Origin of the sequence: Mesorhizobium sp. M7A.F.Ca.ET.027.03.2.1 (assembly GCF_003999175.1) — a bacterium.
Classification (GTDB): Bacteria; Pseudomonadota; Alphaproteobacteria; order Rhizobiales; family Rhizobiaceae; genus Mesorhizobium.
In genome coordinates this window covers 1-2,840 of record NZ_RZOM01000827.1, presented here as the reverse complement: position 1 = coordinate 2,840, position 2,840 = coordinate 1, and the positions used below count along the sequence as shown (strand labels likewise).

General features: G+C 65.6%; 1 protein-coding gene. It reads left to right on the top strand.

What is annotated here, in order from left to right:
* On the top strand, positions 1-2,840 hold a 2,840-nt coding region (locus EN750_RS27555; RefSeq protein WP_127398575.1), incomplete at both ends, for a non-ribosomal peptide synthetase.

Genomic DNA, 2,840 nt, shown 5'->3' with positions numbered 1-2,840 from the left:
TCTTCGAACAGCTCGCCGACATGTTTGCAGCGCTGCCGGCGGTGATCTCGGACGGGCGTGTCTGGACCTATCGGGAACTGGACAGCCGGGCCAACCAGTTCGCCCGCCTGCTGGTCAAGCGCGGCGTGCGGCCGGGCGACCGCGTCGGGCTCATTCTCGACCGCTCGGCGGAAACCTATGTCGCGCTGCTCGCCGTGATGAAGGCGGGCGCTGCCTTCGTGCCGCTGGCCACCGCGTTCCCCGAGGAGCGGATGGCGCTCATCATCGAGGACGCCGGCGTCAGCCTGATCGTCACCATCGCCGCCTACGCGTCGCGCGCCGGTCAACTGCCCGTCCCGCACCTGCTGATCGACAGCACTGCCGCCGAAATCTCCAGACAATCCGACGCGCCGCTGAAGCCGCATGCGAAGGCCGCTTTATCGGACGACACCTGCTACATCCTCTACACCTCGGGCACCACGGGCAAGCCCAAGGGCGTGGTCATCAAGCACCAGAGTTTCGTCAATTTCATCCGCGTCGCCGCCGCCTCCTACGGCTACCGGCCGGGCGACCGCGTCTATCAGGGCATGACCATCGCCTTCGACTTTTCCTCCGAGGAGATCTGGGTGCCGTTCGTCGCCGGCGCGACGGTGGTGCCCGCTCCTGGCCAGATGCCGCTGGTGGGCGAGGAGCTGGCCGATTTCCTGCGGCTCCACGACATCACCTGCATCGCCTGCAGCCCGACGCTGCTGTCGTCGATGACGTCGGATGTGCCCAGCCTGCGCACGCTGCTGGTCGGCGGCGAGGCCTGCCCGCACAATCTGGTGGTGCGCTGGTCGAAGCCGGGGCGGCAGATCCTCAACACCTACGGCCCGACCGAGGCGACCGTCACCGCCACCATGGGCGCGCTGACGCCGAACAGCCCCGTCACCATCGGCGCGCCGCTGCCGACCTACTCGATCGTCATCCTCGACGCATCGCTGCCGCAGCTTGCCGAGCCGGGCGAACTGGGCGAGATCGGCATCGCCGGCATCGGGCTCGCGGTCGGCTATCTCAACAGGCCCGACCTGACCGAACAGAAATTCATCGCCGATTTCGTCGGCCTGCCGAACAATCCGTCCAGGCGCATCTACCGCACGGGCGACCTTGGCCGCATCAACGACCAAAGCGAGATCGAGTATAACGGCCGCATCGACACCCAGGTGAAGATCCGCGGCTACCGCATCGAGCTCGGCGAGATCGAGGCGGTGCTGCTCGACCAGCCCGAAATCGCGCAGGCCGCCGTCACCACCTGGGAGATCGAGCCCGGCCGCGTCGAACTCGTCGCCTATTACGCCCCCAAGGCTGGCCAGAAGGCGATCTCGCGCGCCGACCTCGCCACGACGATGAAGCGGCGGCTGCCCGACTACATGGTGCCCTCCTATCTCGAGGAGCTGCCGGCCATCCCGATGACGGTCTCCAACAAGGTGGATTTGCGCCAGCTGCCGAAGCCGACAAGCGTGCGGCTTTCGGGCGATCGCGCCATGGTCGCGCCCGGCAATGACGACGAGCGTTTCCTCGCCGACGCGCTGGCCGCCGTATTGAAATTCGACGAAGTGTCCGTCGAGGACAATTTCTTCGACGATCTCGGCGCCAACTCGCTGCTGATGGCGCATTTCTGCGCCCGCCTGCGCACCAGGAAGGAATGGGCGACGGCGTCGATGCGCGACATCTATCTCCACCCGACCGTGGCGCGGCTGGCGCTGCATCTGGGCGTAGCGGACGAGATGACGACGGCCACCAACGAGCCCGTCCTCACCCGCCGGGCCTCCAATCTCGCCTACTGGACCTGCGGGGCCGCACAGCTGCTGTTTTACGCGCTCTACAGCTATGGCGCCCTGTGGGCGATCAATGGCGGCCTCAACTGGATGTATGACGCGCTCGACGATCCGCTGCAGCTGTACATCAGGTGCGTGGCGCTTTCTGCCGCCGTGTTCTTCGGCATGTCGGGCTTTGCCGTCATCGCCAAATGGGTGCTGGTCGGCCGCTGGAAGGCGGAGGCGTTTCCCATCTGGGGCGTGCGTTACTTCCGCTTCTGGGTGGTCAAGACATTGATCCGCACCGCCCCCGTCGTGCTGTTCCGCGGCAGCCCGCTCTACAGCATCTACCTGCAGCTTCTGGGCACCAAGCTCGGCAAGAACGCCGTCATCGAATCGAAATCCGTGCCCGTCTGCACGGATCTCATCTCGATCGGCGCCAACACCATCCTGCGCAAGGAATCCATGATCCTCGGCTTCCGGGCGCAGTCCGGCTATATCCACACCGGGCCGCTGACCATCGGCCGCGATGCCTTTGTCGGCGTCGGCTCGACGCTCGACATCGACACCAGGATCGGCGACGGCGCCCAGCTCGGCCATTCGTCCTCGCTGCATCGCGGCCAAAGCATCCCCGACGGCGAACGCTGGCATGGCTCGCCGGCCGTGCCGACCACGGCCGACTATTGCAAGGTGCGCAATGTCGATCCGTCCAACATCAGGCGCTTCCTGTTCGAAGCGGTGCAGCTGATCGGGCTGTTTGCCATCGTCACTCCCTTGCCGCTCTTGTTCCACAGCTATTGGGAAAATGTCGGCGACGACTACCAGGAAACCATCGGCGTCGTCGCGATCGGCACCACGGTCACGCTTTTCGGCTACATCGCCGTGGCCTTCCTGGCGGCGACGCTGGTGCCGCGCCTGACAAACCTGATCCTGAAGCCAGGCCGCACCTACACGCTTTACGGCTTTCGCTACTGGCTGCAGACGGTCGCCGAATTCTCGAGCAACTCCCGCGTGCTAGGTCTCCTGTTCGGCGACAGCTCGGCCATCGTGCACTATATCAGGGCC